Source organism: Microbacterium sp. AK009 (assembly GCF_013410955.1).
Classification (GTDB): Bacteria; Actinomycetota; Actinomycetes; order Actinomycetales; family Microbacteriaceae; genus Microbacterium.
The window spans coordinates 332,148-352,929 of record NZ_JACCCG010000001.1 but is presented as its reverse complement, the minus strand read 5'-3'; the positions used below and the strand labels follow the sequence as shown (position 1 = coordinate 352,929).

Below are 20,782 nucleotides of genomic sequence, written 5' to 3'. Positions count from 1 at the left end.
TTGTCTCCACGCTCGGTGAACCTCGCCGGCGCCCGCTGGGTAGCGGTCGCCGGCGTTGCCGCGCTCACGATCATCGTCGTGGTGCTGGCCATGCTCGCGCTGCAACGCTCACGCGGTGAGACCGCCGCCCAGCCGAATCCCGTGCCCTCTTTCACGCTCGGAGTGACCACGCCGACACCGACGCCGACTCTTGTGGCGCCGAGCCCGGCACCGGCGGCCAGCCGCGCCGACGAACGATTCCTCACCACTGGTAGTGCCGTGTGGTGGCGCGGGAGCGCGGGCGGATGCGGTGGCATCGAACCCCTGATCGAAAGGTCGGATGACGGGGGCGCAACCTGGACCGACGTGACTCCGCGCTACCTCGGCATCGGCCAGATCATGACGATGAGCGCATTCACCGCTGTCGACGCCGAGATCGTCGCCGCCGTGGGGCCGGCCTGCGAGGTGCAGGCACTTCGCACCTACACCGACGGCGAATTCTGGGAGCCCTACCCTGAGGTGCTCGCTGCCTCGCGCTACCTCGACGCCGCAGACCCGAGCGTCGTCGTCTTCCCTGGCGAACCTGTCCCTGCCCCCTGCCCCGCGCCGACCGGCCTGCGCACGAGCGGTGACACCGCGGCGCTCATCTGCGACGGATTCGCGTGGGTAGGTACCGGCGCAGAATGGACAGCCCTCGCCCCCACCGGCGTCGCCGCTCTGACATTCGTCGGGTCCGATGTGCTCCTTGCGCACGCCGACGCCGCGTGCGATGGCACCGCCGTCAGCCGAGTCGCCGCAGGCAACCCGACGGGCTTTCAGCCCCTCGGCTGCGCGGCCGGTACCGACCCCGCTGCACCCACCGCCGTCACCACGCTCAACGGCGATGTGCTGCTGTGGTCAGGAGAGGTCCTCGTCACCCTCGAGGGCCTTGTCTGACATCAAACGAATGACCGGCCCCGGCGAACCCAGTAGCGCTTCGAGAGCACGTCGAGGTCGGCGGTGCGGTGACTGCAACCTTCTCAAGCGCCCAAGCCGGGCCCCTGGAGCGTGGGTGGGCCCGCGTCCGTGTGCCATACATCCGCGGACCCGTGCCGTGCTCGAGGCGGTCAGCCAGGCTGCGACGCCACCGCGGGATCCTGAGCCTGAGCGCGCCACCAAGGCGTCTCGATGAACCCGCGTTTGAGAAAGAGCAGCTCCATGTTCGCCGTCCACCCCTGGACCCCCTCGAGATGGGCAAGCGAGTCGGTGACGAACCGGTACAGCTCGTCGACGGACGTCGTGATCACCTCGCACAGCAGCGAGTTCTGATCGAGAGTTGCCGCGAGGTAGCGCACGAAGGGGTAGTCCGCCAGCGCGCGGGCGACCTCCTCCATGCGGGAGGGTTCGACCGTGACGGTGAGGAAGGTTTCGGCTTCCATGCCGAGGGCCGCCGACTGGACGAGGGTGACGATGTCGACACAGCGGTTCGCGCGCATCCGGTCGTAGCGCCGCCGCACGCTCGATTCGTTGAGGTCGAGCTCGTCGGCGACACGCTGGAACGGCATCCGCGCATCCTCTTTCAACACCGCGAGGATGCGCCGGTCGATGTCGTCGAGATGGTCGGGTTCGCAGTCCTCGGCCCCGGCGGCGTCTGGCGCGGAGTCATCGATCAGGTCCGCGAAGAGTTGGCGCCCCCAGTCGTAGCTGACCTTGTACACGTGCATGATGAGGTCGCTTCGCCATCGTTCGACGCCGTCGATGGGTTGCAGGTCGAGCACCACCTGCGGGTAGCGGGTCGCCGGGCCGCGCACGACCAATTCGGCGATGATGTCGAAACTGCCGGTCACGACGGTGCAGAACCGCACGAAGGGGTTGCGCACCAGCGCCTCGGCCACCGCCATGTGGGTGCCGGGGCGGCAGTTGACCCGCACGAGAAACTGCGCGTGCGGTCCGTCGGCGTCGAGCGATGGAACCGCGGCGACCTTCACCACGCCGTCGATCAGCAGCTGTTGACCTCGTCGTGACACCGTCGAGACCGGAGCCCCGATGCGGTCGGCGATGGTCCGCCAGCTCGCCCGTCCGTCGCGCTGCAGGGCGACGACGATGCGCTTGTCGAGCTCGGTCAGTCGGTCGAGGGCCGAACTCACCATCAGCGCGGGGACGTCGTCGGCGGGCACACGTCGTGGAGGAATCCCCGTACCACTGCCGTCCATTCTTCCGCCTGCTCGATCTGAGGAGAGTGGCCCGACCGTTCGAAGATCTCCAGCCGAGCGTCGGGGATCAACCCCGCGATCGTTTCACTGCACGATACCGGCGTGATCCAGTCGGTGCGACCGACCGTGAGGAGGGTGGGCGCCTGAATCGACGGCAGAGATGGGGTGAGGTCGTAGTTCGGGAGGTTCTTCGAGAAGGCGTAGTTGTGCGCTTCGTAGCGATACGGGGTGGCCTGCACCTTGCGCTCAGTCGCCTCGGGGTCGTAGGTGAAGTCGTAGAGCGGGAGGATCTCCCGCCAGCAGTCGCGAAGATCGTCGTCGTCGCGAACCCGCCCCTCGTCGATGCGATCGAACTTCTCCATGTCGATGTCGACCCGGTCGCTCGCAAGGGCGTTCTCCCGCGCGAGCGCGGCATGGGAATTGTCGGCCGCGGTGTCACGGAGCACGAGCGCAGCGACGCGCTCGGGGTAACGGATGGCGTACTCCATGGCCATGAAGCCGCCGTACGATCCGCCGGCCATGATGATGCGCTCAGCGCCGATCCACTTCCGCAGACCGTCGATGTCGGCGGCCCACTGCTCGTGGCTGAACTCACCCGACCCTTCGCTCTCGCCGCTCCCTCGAGCGTCGAACACGACCACCCGGTACTCGTCGGAGAGTCGACCGAAGCTCGCCCGTGGTTCGGCGCGGGACCCCAGTCCGGGCGCACCATGATGGGCGATGATGACCGGCGCGCCCTCGGGTCCGAGCACTTCGACGGCGAGTTCGTTGTCGTTGATGCGCACGCGCTCAGCCGTGCTGGTCGCACGAGCGAACTCGGGTGACACGGTTTCCTCGGCCATGGGGGTCCTTTCGTTCAGAGCGGGATGACGCAGTCGTCGAGCGATCGGGGGAAGGCGGTGAGTGGCTCGGCGCCACCTGCGGTGACGAGCATGCTGTCGCTGATGCGGTATCCGGCGTGGCCGGGGATGTAGATTCCCGGCTCGTTCGAGACGATCATCCCCTCCGCCAGTTCGGTCGGGTCGCCGTCCTCCAACCAGGGCGGCTCGTGCATGCCGAGCCCGATACCGTGCCCCTGTCGGTGTCGCAGGTGTGGGCCGAGACCTGCGTCGCGGATGACGTCGAGGCAGATCCGGTTGCTGTCGGCGCACCGCACACCCGGCGCGATCGCCCGCGAGCCGGCGGCCTGGGCGTCACGCACCACGTCGTGATAGCGGCGCTGGTCGGCCGTGGGTCCTCCTAGCACGAAAGTGCGCTCACCCTCGACGAACCTTCCCCCCACAGCGGCGCCGAGCGAAAGCATGAACGTATCTCCCGGTCGCAGCCGGTTCGATGAGGGGAGGCCGTGCGGTACCGCCGAGTTCGGGCCCGCGTACACCAGCCCCCCAGCCATGAACGACACCACCACGACGTCGTCGTGCTCGCGATACATCCGCCCCAGCCCATCACGGCCGACGTGGGCCGCGAGCTCGGCCTCGCTCGGAAGCGCGGCGCCCGCGCCGATGGCCTCTGCGACGAGCTGTACGCCCGCGTGCAGCATGTGATCAGTGATTCGCGCCGCCTCGCGGTGCAGAGCTATCTCCTCGGGGAGCTTCACATACCGGGCCTGAGTCACGAGCTCGGTGGGTTCGAACATCGTGTCCGGAAGAGCGGCCTGGAGCATCCGTAGCCGATGCTGTGTCATCAGGGTGGTGATGCCGAGGCGCTTCGGAGCGCCGCCGATCGTGCGCGCAAGCGGCGCGAACGGATTCTCGATGCCGGGGTACTCGGCGAAATCGACCAGGTCGGCGTGCGCCCGCTGCTCCTCGGCGTGTTGCCGTTCCAGATTGGGCACGAGAAGCACAGCCCGATCGTCATCGAGGTACACAGCGACGGGACGCTCGCCCGGATGGTGGAAGAAGCCGGTCAGGTAGGCGACGTCTTCGGGGTCGTCAGTGATGAGACCGGCGAGCTCGGCAGCATGGAGACGGTCGCGCACGCGCGCCTGGATGCGGTCGTAGACATCGGCGCCGAGGCGCTGGGTGAAACGCGCGTCGTCGCGCGGGATGTCAGCGTTCATGGCTCCTCGGATTTCTTGCGTCGTTGTAGGCGATGGAGAGGAGGGTGGCGGAGAGCACCAGGGCGAGGATGGCGACAGAGGGGAACAGCGTCAGCCACCAGGCGCTCACCATGGCCCCCGACTGTTGCGCTTCGTAGAGGATGCGACCCCACGACCACGTCGTCGGGTCTCCGAGACCGAGGAACGACAACCCGGCCGCCGACAGCACCGCGCGCGACGCGGTGACGACCACCGAGACGACGACGACGGGGGTGACGGCGGGGAGCACGTGTCGCCCGAGAATCCAGACCGAATTGCGCGTCATAAGACGCGCCGCGTCGATGAAGGGCAACTGCACGACGGCGAGCGCCTGCGAGCGCACCAAACGGGTCACCTCCGGCCACGAGAACGCGGCGACGACCAGGATGAGGGTCGATGTCGACGGTCCGACGAGGGCGGCGACGAGGATCATCAGGGGGAGGACGGGAAGGGACAGCGTCAGGTCGACCAGCACGCTGACGATCGCGTCGATGCGACGCCAGTACGCACCGACGACGGCGATGATCGTGCCGAACACGATCGCGATGGCCGAGGCGGCGAGGGCGACGAGCACCGATTGCTGGGTGCCCCAGATCACCTCGGCGTAGACATCTCGGCCCAGGGCGTCGGTACCGAACCAGTGCGCACCACTCGGTGGTTGCAGCACGTCGGGGCCGTAGCTGGCCGGGTAGGGCGCGAGAAGCGGAGCCCCCGCGGCGATGAGGATGAGCGCGGCGAGGATGACGAGAGAGACCATCCCCAGCGGCTGACGGCGGAAGGCGCGCCAGGTCTGTCTGCTCGCGCGCTTGCCGTCGTCGCCGGCCGGGTCGACGACGACGGGGGCGACTTCGGTTTCGGGCAGCGGAGCGGTCATGCTGTCTTCACTCTCGGGTCGAGGAAGCCGTAGGCGAGGTCGGTGATGAGGTTGGCGACAACGACCGTCACCGCGAGAAGCAGGAAGGCACCCTGCAGCACGGGGAAGTCGAGCTGAGTCACCGCCTCGTAGATGCCACGGCCGATACCGGGGTAGGCGAAGACGGTCTCGGTGAGGACCGCGCCGCCGACGAGGAAGCCGAGCTGGAGGCCGATCAGCGTTGTCGCGGGCAGCATCGCGTTGCGGACCGCATGCTTCCAGAGGATGGTGCGGGGCGGCACGCCCTTCGCTTTGGCAAGGGTGATGTAGTCCTCACCAAGGGCCTCGATGAGCGTCGCCCGCATCGTCAGGACATAAGACCCGAGTTGGATGAGGGTGAGCGAGACCACTGGGAGAACGAGGTGCGAGAGTACCGAGCCGTACCATTCCAGCCCGTACACCCCGTCGTCGTACGCGCCGCCGATCGGGAACCATCGGAGGTTCAGGCCGAAGACGAAAAGCAGGACGATGCCGACGGAGGGGACGAAGAGCGACTGGCCGGTGACGCCGAAGACCTGCACCATGCGGTCGAGGAAGCGGTTCTTGTGCGACGCCGCAATCACCCCGAGCGGAATGCCGATGACGATCGTCAGCAGCAGCGCCGAGAGCGTCAGCAGCAGGGTCCACGGCAGCCGCTGCATGAGCACATCAACGACGGGGATCGACTGGGTGAAGCTCGTGCCGAGGTTTCCCTGCACCATCTGCCCGAGGTACAGCAGATACTGGACGATCAGGGGCTGATCGAGTCCGTACTGGGTGAGAAGGGCCGCCCGTGTCTCATCGGTCATGTTCGGGCTCGCGATGGCGAGCGCAGGATCTCCGGGAAGCAGTCGCAGCAGGAGGAAGGTCACGGTCACTGCGAAGAGGATCGTGAACACTCCCCTGCCGACCCGGCGGAGAACGAACAGAGCGTAGGACATGGGCGGCCCTTCTCGCCTACTCGGTGACCTTGTAGGCGCTGGCGATCGAGATGGGGTTCACGATCGAGAGCAGCTCGCTGGGCTTGGAGATGAAGCCGGCCCAGTCGGAGCTGTGCGCAACGAAGAGGTTCTGCGTGTACATCACGTTGTCGTAGACCTCCTCGTGCACCAGCTGTGCCGCCTCGCGCATGATGGCGATCTTCTCCTCCTCGTCGAAAGTGGCCGACGCCTGAAGGATGAGGTCGTTCAGCGCGGGGTCATCGACGTAGGTGTAGTTGATCGCCCCACCGGGAAGGTACGACAGTGCGAAGTTCGTGACCGGGTCATCCATGATGGCGAAGTTGCCGGCATAGATGTCGTAGTCACCCTCGTTCGTCATCGCCAGGTAGGTGTTGCGCTCAGTGCCCTGCAGCTCGATCGCGATCCCGGCCTCGGCGGCGCCGTCTTTGACGAGCTGGGCCCACTGGCTGGTGACCGGGTCTTGCAGCGAGTAGATGAGGCGGAAGCTCACCGGGAACATGCCACTGGCGTCGGCCGTGTAGCCGGCATCTTCCATCAGCTGCCGAGAGAGCTCGGGGTCGTACTCGTACTCGGTGATCGAGTCGTCGTAGTACTTCGACAGCACCGGCATGAGCGGGCTCGAGCCGGTCGAGACCGCCTGACCTTGCAGAACCACGTTACGAATGGCTTCGTAGTCGGCCGCATGCGCGAGCGCCCGGCGTACCTCGGTCTTGGCCAGATCCGGGTTCTGCATGTTGTAGGTCATGTGGGCGTAGCCGAGACCGGTGACCTCGGCGACCTCGATGCCCTCGGTGTTGCGCAGCTGCTCGACCTGCGCCGGGGGGAGCGAATTCGCGATCACGTCGACCTCGCCGCTCTGCAGCGCCAGGATCTCGGTGTTCACGTCGGGGAAGACGCGGTAGATGACCGACTCGGGCCCGGGCGTCCCACCCTCGACGAGAGGGTAGTTCTCGACCCTTTCGAGCGTGTACGACTGGCCCACCTGCACGTTCGTCAGGCGGTAAGGCCCGGCGCTGACCCAGCCGTCCTCGCCGCCGTCGTTTGCGAATTCGGCGACAGACCCTGCGGGCTCGAACACATGCTGCGGCACCACGTTGCCCCAGAACCCGATTTCTTCGACAATCGACGAGTCTGGCTGGGTGAGGGTGATCTCCACGCGCGTATCCGAGACGGCTTCGGCCGACTCGAAGTTCGCCATTTGGCCGTAGAACGTGCCGGCCGGGGCATCCTGCTTCACCGCGTTCATCGTGTACGCGACGTCTTCGGCGGTCAGCGGCTCGCCGTCGCTCCAGGTCATGTCGTCGCGGATCTCGTAGAAGCCGGTGGTGTCGTCGACGTACCCCCAGTCGACGGCCAGCTCGGCGGACTTCGAACCGTCGTCGCCGATGCTCAACAGGTGCGGGTACATCAGGTTCGTCACCCAGTAGTCGCTGCGACTGTTACCGATCAGCGGGTTGTAGTTCACCACGTCTGTCGTCGTCGCGATGGTGAGCGTGTCACTGCTTCCCCCGCTCGACGCGTCTCCGCTTGCTGCGGGCTCGGGCGCCTGCGGGGCGCAAGCGGTGAGCGCGAGTGCCGCCGCGGCCGCGATGGCGCCGATGGCGACGCGTGTCTTGTGTGTGGTCACACCCATACCTCCTCGAGTACCCGCATGGTGTTCCCTCCGACGACGGCGCGGATCTCGTCGTCGGAGTAGTCGTGCTTGACCAGCCAGCCGATGATGTTGCCCATCGCCTCGGCGGGGTTCTCGACACCGTCGACGTAGGGAACCTCATCGAACTCAACCTGCCCGTGCGCCTGGCCGAGCGAGAGCTGGGCGGCGAAGGCATGGTGCAGTCCGACGTGGTCGCCGAAGAGAGTGTCGGGGCCGAAGCTCACGTGCTCGATCCCCACGAGCTCGGCGCAGTAGACGAAGTGGTCCATGACCGACTCGAGGGAGTGGAGAGGATGCTTCGGCGATAGCGTCGTGTGAGGAGCGGCCTCGATGCCGATCACCCCGCCGCGACGGGCGCATTCGACGATGGTCTCGTCGGTCTTCATGCGGTTGGTCGGCCACACGGTGCGGGCGCCGGCGTGGGTGATGAAGACCGGCTTGGTGGAGGCTTTGATCACGTCGACACAGGTCCGGTCGCCGGAGTGCGAGATGTCGATGGCGATGCCGAGCTTGTTCATGCGCTGAACGGCGCGCTCGCCGAAGTAGGTCAGCCCCCCGTCGCCGCGCTCCTTCAGGCCGCTGCCGAGCGTGTTGGCCTCGGAGTAGGCGATGCCCATCTGACGCACGCCGAACCCGTAGAGCACGTCGAGCCGATCGACCTCGTTCTCGATCATGGTCGCCGCTTCTAGCGCGAAGATGTGGGCGATCCGGCCGGTTTCGTGGGCGTAGCGGATGTCTTTGAGCGTCTCACCCTTGATGAGGTAGTCCTGGTGGGCGAGGTCGGCCATCCGCACGCCGAGGTCGAACAGCACATCCTGGTACTTCCATCCGGCGTCGCTGGAGATGCAGCAGGTGCCGTCCATGCCGTTGTCGAACACCGCGGTAAGGCCCGATCGCGCCAGACCCTCGTAGCCCGTGGGTTCGCGGCCCTGGCGGATGTGGTCCTTGAGGTGATCCATGTTCTCGGGGAAAACCTGCACGTGCTCATGCAATGAGATGACGACCTCGTCGCGTTGCAGGCGCTCGGCGCGCTCGGCCTGAGTGGAGGTCAGCTCGAGACCTGCGTACTCGGGCACTCGTCCGATCTGCCGGGCGTAACCGAAGTCGCGGTAGTCGACTCCCGCCTCCAGATACTCGTAGGCCTTGTAGCCGGTGTAGCGCTCTGCTGGTTCGAGCACGTTTCCTCCTTCGTGTGACGGCACCCCCACGCACGCCGGGATCGGCAATCGGGGGATGATGGATGACTCTGGCGCGTATCCGGCACATCTGTCAAGCTTTTTGAGCTTATTCGGCATGTCACCCTCAGAACCGACACAATCTCGGAGCTTTTGCGCTATGAATGGTCTCGTGCACATCGATGACGCCCCCCAGCCCGTGCTCCGAGTACGAGGGCTCCGCATCGGGTTCCGATCTGAGGGGACAGTTACTCCTGCCGTCGACGGGGTCGACCTCGACGTCAAGCCCGGCGAGCTGGTGGCCCTGCTCGGTGAGTCCGGGTCGGGCAAGACCGTCACTGCCCGAGCAATCATGGGCATCCAGGATTCGGCTGCCGTGGTGACCGCCGATGAGCTGAGACTGGGCGACGTCGACCTTCGTGCGTTGGATGAGGAGGGGATGCGACGGCTCCGGGGCGTGCGCATGAGCATGGTGCTGCAAGACGCACTCTCCGCGCTGAACCCGGTGCTCACCATCGGCGATCAGATCGGCGAGGTGGTTCGCGTTCACCGCAAGACCACGAGACGGCAAGCACGCGCGAAGGCGATCGAGCTGCTCGATCTGGTCGGCATCTCGTCCCCCGCCTCGCGGGTCGACGATTACCCGCACCAGTTCTCTGGCGGGATGCGTCAGAGAATTCTCATCGCCATGGCCATCGCCCTGGAGCCCGAGCTTCTGATCGCCGATGAGCCGACCACTGCGCTGGACGTGACCGTGCAGGCGCAGATCCTCCGCCTGCTGCATCGGCTCCGGCGCCAGTTGAACATGGGAGTTCTTCTCATCACGCACGACATCGGGGTGGTCACGGAGGTAGCGGACCGCGTGGTCGTCATGCGACACGGCGAGGTGGTCGAAGCCGGTGACGCCGACGACGTCTTCACCTCACCCCGCGAGCTCTACACCCGTCAGCTGCTCGACTCGGCGCCACATCCCGCACCCGCGCGCGTGCTCAATTCGGGAACGGGCAGCGAGACCGTGCTCGAGGTGGAAGGGGTGCGCCGCACTTTCCGTACCGGGCCCGTTCTCGCGCGTCGCACCGTCAACGCCGTCGACGGCGTCGACCTCGTGCTTCGTCGCGGCGAGACCCTCGGCATCGTCGGCGAGTCGGGGAGCGGAAAGTCGACGCTCGCGCGGATGATCGTGGGGCTTGAAAGCGTCGATGAGGGCAGCGTGACCTATCGCGGGGCCGACATCACGCGGCGCAGCCGTGGGCGGCGTCGCCCGTCGCAGCCGGGCATTCAGATGGTCTTCCAAGACCCCTACGCCTCCCTCGACCCGCGCATGCGGGTGAAGGATATCGTTGCCGAACCTCTAGCCGCGTCGCGCACCGGCAAAGCCGGCGACCGCCGCGACCGGGTGGCGGAGCTGCTGGAACTGGTCGGCATGAAATCCGACATGATGTACCGCTTCCCTCACCAGTTCTCCGGGGGGCAGCGTCAGCGGATAGGAATCGCTCGTTCGCTTATGCGCGACCCCGACATCCTCGTCTGCGACGAACCGGTATCGGCGCTCGACGTGACGATCCAGGCGCAGGTCGTCGACCTTCTCGTCGAGCTCCAGGAGCGGCTCGGGGTCAGCATCCTGTTCATCTCGCACGACCTTTCGGTCGTACGAAACCTTGCCCACCGCGTACTGGTGATGTACCGCGGGGAGTGCGTCGAGACCGGCGATGTCGACCAGATCTTCGATCGGCCGCAGCACGAGTACACCCGCACTCTTCTCGACTCCATCCCCCCACTCACTCGGGCGGACCGTGGCCGGTTGGTGCTCGCCGGCTGAGTGTGGGGATGTAGCGGCGAGCCATCTCGCGGATGCCGACATCGGATGCCTGCGCGTTCGCGGTCGACACGGTGCACCACGCGGCCCGTCGATCCGCTGTTGACTTCTAGCGACCCGGTAACCAGCACGACACATCAGCTTTGCTATCGTTCATGCGGGGAAAGCGTTGATCTGGGGGGAAAGGGCATGAGTGACGTCACACGTTGAGACCAACTCGACAACGACGTCGCTTGATATGACAACCACCACCTCGCACACACCGGGTCCGGATTCGCCGGGAGACGGCGGATCTCTCCTACTCTCCACCGGACTGAAGCCTCCGAGGACCCCTTCGCCGAAGGACTGGCGCAAAAGATACTCCCGCCGACTATGGCTGACTGATCTGTTGGCTTTGGTGTGGTCGGTCTACGGCACACAGCTGCTGTGGTTCGGGTTCGGAAACGCGCAGGTCTCAATGCGGCAGGACAGCCGCATTACAGAGTTCTCTTATTGGACATTCTCAGGCTTGCTGGTCATCGCCTGGATGATCGCGCTCAACCTCATCGACTCTCGCAATTACCGCATCACCGGTCACGGGATGACGGAGTATGTGCGTGTAGCGGACGCGAGCCTTCGTCTTTTCGGCGCTATTGCGATCCTTGCCTTCCTCACTCGGATCGACGTAGCTCGTGGGTACCTCCTCATCTCACTGCCACTCGGGATTCTCATGCTCGTCGCCACTCGGTGGCTGTGGAGACAGTGGCTCAACGCTCATCGCCAGGGTGGTGGGTACAGCGCGCGGGTTCTCCTGGTGGGGTCGGAAGAGTCTGTCGCACAGGTCGCCCGCGAGCTGGGGAGGACTCCGACCGCAGGGTATGTGGTCGTTGGTGCATGTGTTCCCGAGGGACGAGTCGCGAGCACTATCGCGGGGACGACGATCCCCGTTATGGCAAATGTCAATGCAGTTGATCGTGCGATCGCTGCGACGGGCGCAGACACCGTGGCGATCACCAGCACCGACGACCTCCCACCGTCAAAGGTCAAGGAGATCTCGTGGGGACTGGAGACCGGCAAGCAACACCTCGTTCTCGCCCCGAGCATCCTGGATGTCGCAGGCCCGCGAATGCACATGCGTCCTGTCGCGGGCCTGCCGCTCGTGCATGTGGAGACTCCGCGTTTCAGCTCAGGACAACGCATCATCAAGCGCCTCATGGACCTGGGAGGGGCCCTCCTCGGGATCGCACTCATCAGTCCTCTGTTTCTAGGGCTCGCCCTCGCGGTGCGCTTGAGCAGCGAGGGCCCCATACTCTTTCGTCAAGAGCGCGTCGGATACCACGGACGGGTGTTCACGATGCTGAAGTTCCGGTCAATGGTTGAGAACGCTGAGGAGCTTCTGAACCAGTTGACAACGCGCGAACGCGACGCCGGGAACGAAGTCCTTTTCAAAATGAAGAACGACCCACGGGTTACAACTGTTGGTCGTGTCATGCGGAGATACAGCCTGGACGAACTTCCGCAACTATTCAACGTGCTTGGAGGCTCGATGTCGCTAGTCGGCCCCCGGCCACCGCTAGCGCGCGAAGTCGCACAATACGCTCAACACGTTCATCGACGCTTTCTGGTCAAGCCGGGCATCACAGGACTTTGGCAGGTCAGCGGCCGGTCTAGCCTTTCCTGGGAGGACACCGTCCGACTCGACCTGTCATACGTGGAGAATTGGTCCCTGCTGGGCGACGTGGCAATTCTGGCTAAGACTGCGAAGGCCGCAATTGCACCAGGAGAGACTGCGCATTGACCGAGTCACAGGACCGACTGAGTGAAGCTGACGGTAGCTCGTCGCGCCGGAAGCTGCTCCTTGCCGCTTCTACAGGAGGGCACCTCGCGCAGCTTCACAGGCTGGAAAAAAGGTTGGGTGCGTCGAGTGACTCACTTTGGGTTACCTTCGACACCCCGCAATCCCGCGGTCTTCTCCGGGAAAGGCGCGTTGTCACTGTTCCATACATAGCACCCAGGGACTGGCGGGCAGCCTTGACCGCGTCAAGAATAATCGGCGATGCAATTCGCGGAGAACAGTTCGAAGAAGCCGTCTCGACCGGTGCCGCGCTTGCAGTGGCGGCGTTGCCAACGGCCAGACGGCACGGCATTCCGGCACGATACATCGAGAGCGTGTCGCGAACGGATGGCCCCTCACTCTCCGGCCGTATCCTCGCACTCAGCCATCTGGTTGCTTTGGAGTGCCAACACCCGGGCTGGGCACGAGGTCGATGGAAGGCCGTGCCCTCAGTGCTGGACGAGTTCGATGCTTTCGCGAGTGAAGCTCCGGAGCATGCCCTTAGGGTGTTCGTGACGTTGGGAACAATCAGGCCATACCGATTCGACGCCCTCGTCGAGGGAGTCCTCTCATCCGGCGTGGCGACCGATTCGACAGTGTGGCAACTTGGCGTCACTTCCCGCGCTGGCCTTCCCGGCAAGGTCTTCGAGCAGATGAGCTCTGCGGCCTTCGATGAAGCAGTTGCCGAAGCTGATGTCGTCGTCACCCACGCGGGGGTTGGATCAATTCTCGCTCTCTTAAACGCAGGCAAGTTCCCCATCGTGGTTGCCCGCAGGAGAGCAAGAGGCGAACACGTGGACGATCACCAGTTACAGGCAGCGGCGCTCATCGAGCGCACCGGGGTTGGCGTAGTCGCTGAACCCCACGAGGTCACGCCAGGTCTGGTCGAACACGCCGCGCGCATGCGCGTGCTCGCTCGGTGAACGAGCGGGCGCCAGCGAAGAAGTCTGTCGGAAAAGGGAATGCGTGAACACTGAGATTGACGGCGACTCGACGACCGCTTGGCTCTCTGGGATCCGAACGGAGACCCGTGGCCGACTAAAATCACTGATCGGAGATAGCCCCGTTGCGCTGATTGATATTCCCACTCATATGAATGTTGGGGATAGCCTCATCTGGCAGGGTGAACTGAACTACCTTTCACAAATTGGTGCGCAAGTAATTTACCAAGCAGACCACGACAGGTGGGATGTTCGTGACGTCAGGAAGCTTCCTTCCGAAACCGTGATCCTACTTCACGGGGGTGGGAACTTTGGAGACCTCTGGCCCACTTTTCATGATTTCCGACTGCGAGTCATAGATGAGGTCAGGCACCATAGGGTCATACAACTACCACAAACCATCAAATTCAATGACAGCAGTGTGTTGCACAAGACGGCAGCAGCTATTCACGGTCACCCCGATTTTGTTCTGCTTGTCCGCGACGCACCATCGTTTGATCTGGCTTCAGAGAAGTTCGCTGGCGTTCAGGTCGAGTTCATGGCCGACATGGCCCTTGGATTAGAGGCACCGACACGGTCGATGTCGGACGGCGACAGGCCGCTGGTGCTCGCGCGAGCTGATCAAGAGCGCGCTTTCGACCTCTCGACCGAGTCTCTCGGTATCGACGCGGTCGTCCGCGACTGGGGGGACCGCTCGAGTAGGCCGCGTTCCTGGCGCCTTTCGAGAGGGCCTCGCAGGTTCCAGCGTGGACTGCGGTCTCTCGGTGCCCCCGCGACGCATCTGCTCGATCCGTTCGTGGAACTCGGCTACGCCCGAATGAGGCGCATGAACGTTGCAAATGGAGTCGCGGCCGTCGGAAGGGCGTCTCTCGTTGTGACCGATCGGCTGCATGGCCATATCCTTGCTGGGCTGCTAGGGAAGCCCACGGTGATTCTGGACAACACGTACGGCAAAATTCGCGGCGTATTTGAAGCCACAACTCACAACTTTCCCGATACATATCTAGTAGCGGATGAGACCGAGGCGCGCGAGACGATTCTCGCGATCCGGTCTAGATCATGACCGGCTCGCGCTCTGGCTCTATCCTCGCTTCGGTTGCTTCTGGAGGCGCACTCGGGCTCGCGAGCATGACAGCGGGAATCGTCCTGCTGCCGTTCGTGCTTTCCGCACTAGGAGCAGCACCGTACGGCGTTTGGCTCATGCTTTCCGCCATGATGGTCTTCCTGTTCCAGGCGGATCTGGGAATGGGGTCGGCCGTTGTGAAGTTCACGGCGGTTGCTCGACACCTCGACCCAACGATTGCGACTCGAACACTGTCGAGCGCGGTCGTGTGGAACGTCGCCGTCAGTGTCGTGGCCGCCGCTGCGTACGTTCCGATCGCATTGGCATTGTTGGCAGCCTCCGGATCTGCCAGCGTTGTGAGCGAACAGGAGGCGACAGCCCTCGTTGGTATCGGAACGGCGACACTAGGATTTCTTGCTTTCCGCCCGTTCGGGAACGCGCTCCAGGGACTCGGGTATTGGTCCCTTGAACGCGGGTTGCAGCTGGTCGCGGTCGGCTATCGAGTCGTCGGCACAGCACTGGTGATTGCCTTCAGCCCAAATGTCGTCTTGATCGCGGCAGTTGAAGCCTCGGCATTGATCCTCCCGGGGATCCTTTCAGCGATCATCGTCAGCGCACGTAAGCTCTCGGGCTTCAAGTTGAGTGCCGCGTCGCGGATGACGATGCGCGAGCAGCTTCGATTCAGCATTCCGGCATTTAGCGTGAACGTGGTCGGGAGCGCCGTCATGCAGAGCGGGTCGGTAATAATCGGGCTCACAGTGGGGCCCGCGGCAGTCAGTTATTGGAACGCCATTTTCCGGGTCTACGGCGTCTTGCGCCAGTGCCTACAATGGGTCATCGATCCATACATGCCCAGATTGTCACTTCTCTTTGCAACCGACGAACACTCGGCGAGGCGTGTTTACCTCGGAATGACTGGGCTTGCGGCTGGGGCGGTCGCGTGTGCACTCCCAGCGGCGATCTACCTATCCCCCTCTTTCCTTGGCCTGTGGCTCGGACCTGATGCGGCGACCCCTCAGCTCACCCTGGCGCTACAAGTGTTACTCGGGAGCGTCCTGGTGAACTCAGTTCATCTTCCCGCTATCACGGCAGTGAACGCGATCGGTAAGCCTGGAGTATTCCTCCCGATTCACCTGGCCTGGCTTATATTGACTGTCACTGCGGGCGTCTTGGCAACCTATCCTCTTGGAGTGCTTGGGATGGCACTTGCTATAGCTATCCCACTACTGGTTCTCGAGCCCGTATACGTATGGCGCGCATCCAGAGTGCTCTCTGTGCGGCCAGGACAGATTGTTGCCGCTGCCTTGACGCGCACCTCGGTGCTACTCCTCGTCGCAATAGCACCCATTCTCATCTTCGAAATGAGCTTTAGGCAAACGAATCCTGCTCCGATCACGTCATGGCTGATCGCCGCTCTGTCAGTATTCCTGTCCTTCGCGCTTTATGCCACGAGGCTAGTCAGAAAGGATCACGGAAATGAAGGTTTCGCAGTCCGCCAGAGGGCCTAATCCCCCAGCGCCAGCATCTTCCCACACTCGCATGTTGTTCATCTCTTGGGCCGAAGACAATGGCCGCACTCGTGACTTGGCAAAAACGCTCGGCGTCCCTCCCGAATTTGTGGCCGTCGACAGGAACCTTTCGGCTGCGCGACGCTATCTTCATCAAAGCCTGAAGACGTGGAGAGTTTTGCAAAGCACTCGGCCGAGCGCTGTGCTGCTGATGCTTCCGCCCACTCCGCTTTTAATGGTCACCAGGGCGTGGTCGCTTTTCCACAGAACGAGGCTCGTCGCGGACCTGCACACCGGGTTCTTCTATGATCCAAAATGGACTCGGTTCCGCAGACTCGGTCTCTGGCTCTTGCGTGGTTCCACGGGGATCGTGACTAACGCTCACCTCGCGGACATCCTCACTGCTGCTCAAGTGAGTTCGGTCGTGGCGCACGATCCGCTCGAGGACAGAATCCCGGCTACCGTCGTCAAGCCTGACGAGCTTTACGTACTGTGCCCCGTCAGCTATGCGAACGATGAACCGATTGAAGCCATACTCGAGGCCGCGAAAATGACGCCGGAGGTGACCTGGAAGTTGACCGGTAAGGCGCCGGCCTCAGTGATCCAAAGCGCATCGGCGAACGTACAGTTCACAGGCTACGTGTCGAATACCGAACTTGTCGCGCTCTTCCGCGATGCGTCGGTCGTTCTCGCCCTCACCACCCGGGATCACACGATGCAGCGCGCCGGTTACGAAGCGTTGATGTTCGGTGTTCCTCAAGTGACCTCCGATTTCGAGTGCCTGCGCGAATTCATCGCTTCAGCTGGAGAGTTCGTTGATCCGGGGTCCGCTGACGAGATCGCATCCGCCGTCGAGGCTACGATCGCGGAGCGACCTGCGAGGCGGGAGGCCTCAAGGCGGATACTGCATGCTCGGCTCGACGACCAGGCGATCGCAATCCGACAGATTTTGCGGGTCGTCCGTGGCGCGGAGGTCATCTCACCGTGACGGTCGACTATGTGATGCACTATTCGAGTCCCCGCCAGGCCGACGAATGGGAGGCTCGCCACGCCGCGGGCGAGGTTCCCGGTCGATGGCTGTACGGCCTGGATCGTTTGGCAGACGACGAACGGATTGGGGAGTTGTCGGTCGGATATCTTGACGATTGGTCGATGCGACGTCGGCTGCGCGCAGCTCAACTTCTACTAACCTCCCCACCTCGTCTCCGGTCCGATAGTCCTGTCCACCTGACTTGGGACGAACGCAATGCTCTAAAACTGATCACAGCACAGCGGGAACCGGGCGCTCATTGGACTGGCTTGATATGGCTAACAGACGATGTAGCACGAGCACCTAAGTCGCGCCGAGTTCGCATCCGCAACAGGCTTCTCAGGGGCATCTCGGGTGCCTGGGTTCTTAGCAGCGGACAGCTAGAGGTCGCCCGCGACCTTCTCGGATCAGACATACCCGTGAGATTGGTCCGCTTTGGCATAGACACCGACTTCTTCCAACTTCCAACTGCGGGCTCGCCTCCCCGAAAATTGATCGTCAGTTTCGGCAATGATCGCGATCGGGACACCGCCACTTTGTACGAAGCCATGGAACTCGTGGCTCGATACGACCCACTGGCCGAGATCGTCGTACAGACGAACTCGAATTTGCCAGTGCCCGACGGAGTCAGGCGAATAGACCGCGTGCCTCATCCCGAGCTTCGCGATATGTACCAGCGAGCTTCGGTGGTCGTCCTTCCCACCGTATACAATCTTCACTTTTCCGGCATGACAGCGGCGTTGGAAGCGATGGCATGTGGGGCGGTACCCGTAGTTTCAGACACTCCTGGGGTGCTTGACTACGTGCGAGACCAGGTAGACGGGTTCGTGGTCCCCGTCGGGGATGCGAATGCGATCGCGCAAACAGTGCTCGACGCACTGGCTTCACCGGGTGATCTCGCACAGCTAGGCACGAACGGACGAGACAAAGTTCATCAGCATCACAATCACAGAACCCTGAGCAAGTCCCTTCTGTCGGCGATCGAGGGGTGCGAGTCGTGACAGGGAAGAAAATCCTATTCGTGACTGATGCCCGCGCCGTTTGGGGCGCTGAACGATCTCTACTCGGACTCGTTCAGCACGCATCAGCAAACGGATTTGAAGCCACGATCGCCTGTCCCATTGACTCTCCTCTAAGGGGGTACTCGCGCAGAACCGGCCTGGAGATCCGCTTCCTGGACGTGTCCCTGCAGCAGCACCCGGCCCAGTCGCGGGGAGGCCTTCGCGCAACGGGATTGCGGCAGATTGCCGCTGAGGCCGCGGCCACAGCTCGCGCATCCAGGACCGTCCGAGGATGGACGCGCGATTTTGACTATATTGTTTCCTTCGAAACCTGGCGCAATCTCGAGGTTGCCCTAGGCTGCCTCGGTACGCGAGCACGAGCGGTGCTCGATATGCACGATGTCTTCGCCGGGAAACTTGGCCGAGTACTCAATCGCTTCGCAGGATGGATCTCTTACTCGGCGGTCGCACCCTCCCGTTTCACGCTCGAGAAGACCGGGCTGGTCGGTCGAAAATCGAGCGTTGTTCCGAGGGGAACGAGCTTGCCGGTTCCAATCGCCGATAGGCGCTCCAGCGATAGCGAGCATCCGATTCGCGCTGCGATCCTAGGTGAGGTCCGGAGTTACAAGCGCGTCGACCTCTTTTGCAGCGTCATTCGAGAAGTGAACGCGCGTGGGACGCGAATGTTGGGGTTAGTCATCGGTGATGTGCATGAAGATAACGTGGGAATGCGTGTGCGATCGCAGATCGAAGCCAGCGGCGGCGAGCTCTTGCATATCGAACGGGTGGACAACGTATTCGAGATTCTTGCGGACGTAGACTATGTGGTGAATGCGTCAGACGAGGAGGCGTTCGGCCGTACGCTCATCGAGGGCCTCGCCGCCGGAGCCGTGCCTGTCAGTTTCAGCGGGACCGGGCCTGCTGAGATCATCGAACGAGCAGGAATCGGCGCGATCCTGAATTCAAACGACCACATCGAGCTTGCGATCAAATTCGCGCAACTTGTGTCCAATCAGGCCGAGCGTCAGCGTGCGACACTCGAGGGGTATTCCATCGCCGACCGACATTTTGGGTGGCCGAATGTAGCGACCTCCTACTACAGAGCAGTCGAACGGCTCCCATCGTGATCCGAGTTGTCGCGGGCGTATTTCTCTTCCTGTGCGTGGCCCCGATGCCAGCGGTACTGGACGGAGTCGCGGGTCTGCCGACTGACATATTCGCAGTGGCAATCATAACGGGACTCTACGGACGGGTTCTTCGATTCGGTAGGTCAGCGGCCTGGGCGGTCGGGCTACTCGTCGTAGTAACGATCGGCTGGTCAGTCGTTGGACTTCTCCAGGGTGTCCCAGACATCGGCCGCCTTCTTGGGGACGCGCGACCTTTGCTGCGGGTGGCGGCAACAATATCTATTGCTATTGCAGTGGTCGACCGACTTGGCGCCCGACGATCAATAGCATTCATGTTTCGCATCGCGACATGTATCGCTGTCTTCTCACTCGGCGCTCTCCTGCTGACACTTTCAGGTCTTGACCTGTTTTCACTCCGAACCGAAACAGCCAACCTCTGGGCGGGCAACTTCAGCTCGCTCAGCGAGCAAACGAGAGTCTCGCTTCCCAGCAGCGAGTTCTTGGCGATTATGAGCGTGGCTGCAATAGCCGCTTCATCAAACCTACCTCTACCTGGTTTCAAACGCTGGCAGTTGAGCTTGCTGGTCGCCTGCGGCCCACTTGTGGCGGTTACTGGCTACTCGCGAAGCCTATTCCTAGTGATGCTCATCGGGCCGCTGCTCCTATTGCTTCTAGGTCCGAACCGGGTCGCCGTGCTCCGCACCGTGCTGACAGTTCTCGGGGCAACTGCACTGGTCCTGCTTACGCTCTTCTTGGCGTCGGAGTCGTTCCATCTCAACATCTGGCGGTCGATCGCTGCGTCCTTTGAGGCCTTTTCCGGCAGGGTACTGAATGGGCTTACACCCGAGGCCATCGCACTGGACGCCAGCGCTCGATGGAGAGATCGTGAAGCCGAAGCAGCACTCTCTTATGTTTCAAATCACTTCATCACCGGCTCAGGGCTAGGATCGCCCTATCGCACGTACCTCTTTGGTGAGATCTTCAGAGACTCGTACGGGCTGACCTACATCCATAACAGTTATCTTTGGGCGCTGGTCAAGCTCGGTATCGTAGGAAGCCTCGCTCTTGCAGTAGCGTTCTTCCTTTCTGCCCGAGGCATGGTTTCAGCTCTCTTCGACCCATGCCTGCGAGCGCCCAGCGGTGCGGCGATTGCGATAGCGGGAGCGGTCGCTGTCATCAGCGCTGGCTCTCCGACGCCGTTCGATCCGAATGGTTCTGCGGTCGTTGGCCTGATCCTCGCCTCCGGTCTCGTCCTCGCAGAGCTGCGAGTCAGAGGCCGGGACGATGCCCTCGCGATCAGTCGAATCCATACAAACGTTCGGACGAAGCGTCGCGCGCCGCGAGGGCGGATGAGTGCGCGCTCGGTCGCGGACACTCAAGAGGGCTGAACCGCCTCAAGGAGAGAGGGGCCGCAGCAGTTTTGTGCCGTCACGGCGCGGGGACATCCATCGGCAGATTCCGCGGATACGGCGCGCCGCGGTTGCTCGGTCGGCCTGAGTCAGTCGTAAGTACTCCGCTTCAGGAACAAGCCCTTGTTGGCGCTGGACGCTGA

Annotated in this window: 17 protein-coding genes; 10 read left to right on the top strand and 7 right to left on the bottom strand. The window is 63.2% G+C overall.

Features of this window, described 5'->3' with window-relative positions; all coding sequences use genetic code 11:
* Positions 1 to 15 precede the first annotated feature (15 nt).
* Entirely contained in the window at positions 16 to 915 is a 900-nt protein-coding gene (locus HDC37_RS01750; RefSeq protein WP_179558663.1) for a hypothetical protein, read from the top strand.
* Between the two features lie 170 nt (positions 916 to 1,085).
* Here HDC37_RS01750 and HDC37_RS01745 read toward each other — a convergent pair whose 3' ends face one another.
* The 7 genes from HDC37_RS01745 to HDC37_RS01715 are packed head-to-tail and all read right to left on the bottom strand — an operon-like array spanning position 1,086 to position 8,934.
* Positions 1,086 to 2,135: an Lrp/AsnC family transcriptional regulator gene (locus tag HDC37_RS01745; protein WP_308472050.1), complete on the bottom strand. Its 1,050-nt coding sequence runs from the start codon at positions 2,133 to 2,135 to the stop codon at positions 1,086 to 1,088.
* On the bottom strand, positions 2,108 to 3,013 hold the full coding sequence (locus HDC37_RS01740) for an alpha/beta fold hydrolase (protein WP_179558662.1): 906 nt from the start codon (positions 3,011 to 3,013) through the stop codon (positions 2,108 to 2,110). Before HDC37_RS01740 ends, HDC37_RS01745 begins: the two co-directional genes overlap by 28 nt.
* Before the next feature lie 14 nt (positions 3,014 to 3,027).
* Positions 3,028 to 4,230, bottom strand: coding sequence for a Xaa-Pro peptidase family protein (locus HDC37_RS01735; RefSeq protein ID WP_179558661.1), 1,203 nt, complete (start codon positions 4,228 to 4,230; stop codon positions 3,028 to 3,030).
* Complete coding sequence (locus tag HDC37_RS01730; protein WP_179558660.1) at positions 4,220 to 5,122, bottom strand: ABC transporter permease; 903 nt, start codon at positions 5,120 to 5,122, stop codon at positions 4,220 to 4,222. Before HDC37_RS01730 ends, HDC37_RS01735 begins: the two co-directional genes overlap by 11 nt.
* Positions 5,119 to 6,081 (bottom strand): ABC transporter permease, encoded by a 963-nt coding sequence (locus HDC37_RS01725; RefSeq protein WP_179558659.1) that lies wholly within the window; start codon positions 6,079 to 6,081, stop codon positions 5,119 to 5,121. The genes HDC37_RS01730 and HDC37_RS01725 overlap by 4 nt, the downstream gene beginning before the upstream one ends.
* Positions 6,082 to 6,097: 16 nt before the next feature.
* Positions 6,098 to 7,729, bottom strand: a complete 1,632-nt coding sequence (locus HDC37_RS01720) for an ABC transporter substrate-binding protein (protein WP_308472049.1) — start codon at positions 7,727 to 7,729, stop codon at positions 6,098 to 6,100.
* Positions 7,726 to 8,934, bottom strand: coding sequence for a dipeptidase (locus tag HDC37_RS01715; protein WP_179558657.1), 1,209 nt, complete (start codon positions 8,932 to 8,934; stop codon positions 7,726 to 7,728). Before HDC37_RS01715 ends, HDC37_RS01720 begins: the two co-directional genes overlap by 4 nt.
* Before the next feature lie 157 nt (positions 8,935 to 9,091).
* On the opposite strand from HDC37_RS01715, the gene HDC37_RS01710 reads away from it, so the two are divergent.
* From HDC37_RS01710 to HDC37_RS17000, 9 genes are all read left to right on the top strand, one after another.
* Entirely contained in the window at positions 9,092 to 10,750 is a 1,659-nt protein-coding gene (locus HDC37_RS01710; protein ID WP_218869261.1) for an ABC transporter ATP-binding protein, read from the top strand.
* A gap of 385 nt (positions 10,751 to 11,135) precedes the next feature.
* A complete protein-coding gene (locus tag HDC37_RS01705) occupies positions 11,136 to 12,524 on the top strand; it encodes a sugar transferase (RefSeq protein ID WP_306457529.1) in 1,389 nt (462 codons plus the stop codon).
* A gap of 479 nt (positions 12,525 to 13,003) precedes the next feature.
* Positions 13,004 to 13,483 carry a glycosyltransferase gene (locus HDC37_RS17470; protein WP_179558655.1) on the top strand — a complete coding sequence of 160 codons (480 nt, stop codon included), beginning with the start codon at positions 13,004 to 13,006 and terminating at the stop codon, positions 13,481 to 13,483.
* 43 nt (positions 13,484 to 13,526) lie between these two features.
* The gene (locus HDC37_RS01695; protein ID WP_179558654.1) at positions 13,527 to 14,564 is read left to right on the top strand and encodes a polysaccharide pyruvyl transferase family protein; all 1,038 of its coding nucleotides are present in this window, start codon (positions 13,527 to 13,529) and stop codon (positions 14,562 to 14,564) included.
* Complete coding sequence (locus HDC37_RS01690) at positions 14,561 to 16,072, top strand: oligosaccharide flippase family protein (RefSeq protein WP_218869260.1); 1,512 nt, start codon at positions 14,561 to 14,563, stop codon at positions 16,070 to 16,072. Before HDC37_RS01695 ends, HDC37_RS01690 begins: the two co-directional genes overlap by 4 nt.
* A gap of 31 nt (positions 16,073 to 16,103) precedes the next feature.
* Entirely contained in the window at positions 16,104 to 17,060 is a 957-nt protein-coding gene (locus tag HDC37_RS01685) for a glycosyltransferase (protein WP_179558652.1), read from the top strand.
* A 14-nt stretch (positions 17,061 to 17,074) separates the two neighbouring features.
* Positions 17,075 to 18,103 (top strand): glycosyltransferase family 4 protein, encoded by a 1,029-nt coding sequence (locus tag HDC37_RS17575; RefSeq protein WP_374939129.1) that lies wholly within the window; start codon positions 17,075 to 17,077, stop codon positions 18,101 to 18,103.
* Between the two features lie 20 nt (positions 18,104 to 18,123).
* A complete protein-coding gene (locus HDC37_RS01675; RefSeq protein ID WP_179558650.1) occupies positions 18,124 to 19,230 on the top strand; it encodes a glycosyltransferase in 1,107 nt (368 codons plus the stop codon).
* A complete protein-coding gene (locus HDC37_RS17000; protein ID WP_179558649.1) occupies positions 19,227 to 20,618 on the top strand; it encodes an O-antigen ligase in 1,392 nt (463 codons plus the stop codon). The genes HDC37_RS01675 and HDC37_RS17000 overlap by 4 nt, the downstream gene beginning before the upstream one ends.
* Positions 20,619 to 20,782 lie beyond the last annotated feature (164 nt).

Coding starts and splice junctions, on each gene's coding strand:
- HDC37_RS01740 (WP_179558662.1), bottom strand. CDS start 3,013: ATGGCCGAGGAAACCGTGTCACCCGAGTTCGCTCGTGCGACCAGCACG.
- HDC37_RS01710 (WP_218869261.1), top strand. CDS start 9,092: ATGAATGGTCTCGTGCACATCGATGACGCCCCCCAGCCCGTGCTCCGA.
- HDC37_RS01685 (WP_179558652.1), top strand. CDS start 16,104: ATGTTGTTCATCTCTTGGGCCGAAGACAATGGCCGCACTCGTGACTTG.
- HDC37_RS01735 (WP_179558661.1), bottom strand. CDS start 4,230: ATGAACGCTGACATCCCGCGCGACGACGCGCGTTTCACCCAGCGCCTC.
- HDC37_RS01725 (WP_179558659.1), bottom strand. CDS start 6,081: ATGTCCTACGCTCTGTTCGTTCTCCGCCGGGTCGGCAGGGGAGTGTTC.
- HDC37_RS17575 (WP_374939129.1), top strand. CDS start 17,075: ATGCACTATTCGAGTCCCCGCCAGGCCGACGAATGGGAGGCTCGCCAC.
- HDC37_RS01730 (WP_179558660.1), bottom strand. CDS start 5,122: ATGACCGCTCCGCTGCCCGAAACCGAAGTCGCCCCCGTCGTCGTCGAC.
- HDC37_RS01690 (WP_218869260.1), top strand. CDS start 14,561: ATGACCGGCTCGCGCTCTGGCTCTATCCTCGCTTCGGTTGCTTCTGGA.